The sequence below is a fragment of the Pseudomonas sp. 2822-17 genome (assembly GCF_002742485.1).
Lineage (GTDB): Bacteria > Pseudomonadota > Gammaproteobacteria > Pseudomonadales > Pseudomonadaceae > Aquipseudomonas > Aquipseudomonas cyclaminis.
This window is the reverse complement of sequence record NZ_LJRZ01000307.1, coordinates 1-256: the sequence shown is the minus strand read 5'-3', so window position 1 is coordinate 256 and position 256 is coordinate 1. Positions and strand designations below refer to the sequence as shown.

Genomic DNA, 256 nt, shown 5'->3' with positions numbered 1-256 from the left:
GTCGAAGAAAGCTAATTTTGCCCTCGCTTCTGTACTTTGACCTTTAAATTCAGTTTTCGCTTTTTCAACTGCATCTGTCATTACTATCTCTGGTTTTTCTATCCCAAAAAATTCAGAGTACACTTGAGAAGTTTTTTCAATGTCATGTACTAAAATGCCAATTTGAGCGATGACGTTATTGTCTAATAATTTTTTCTCCAACCTAAACTCTCCTTTTTGGATCATATTTTAGTATTACTCTAATTAGTTTCTTCAA

1 protein-coding gene is annotated in these 256 nt (G+C 32.4%); it reads right to left on the bottom strand.

Annotation, left to right across the window (positions count from 1 at the left end):
* Positions 1–201: hypothetical protein (locus tag AOA60_RS32195; RefSeq protein WP_218240581.1), on the bottom strand; the 201-nt coding region annotated here is incomplete at its 3' end.
* Positions 202–256: the final 55 nt, after the last annotated feature.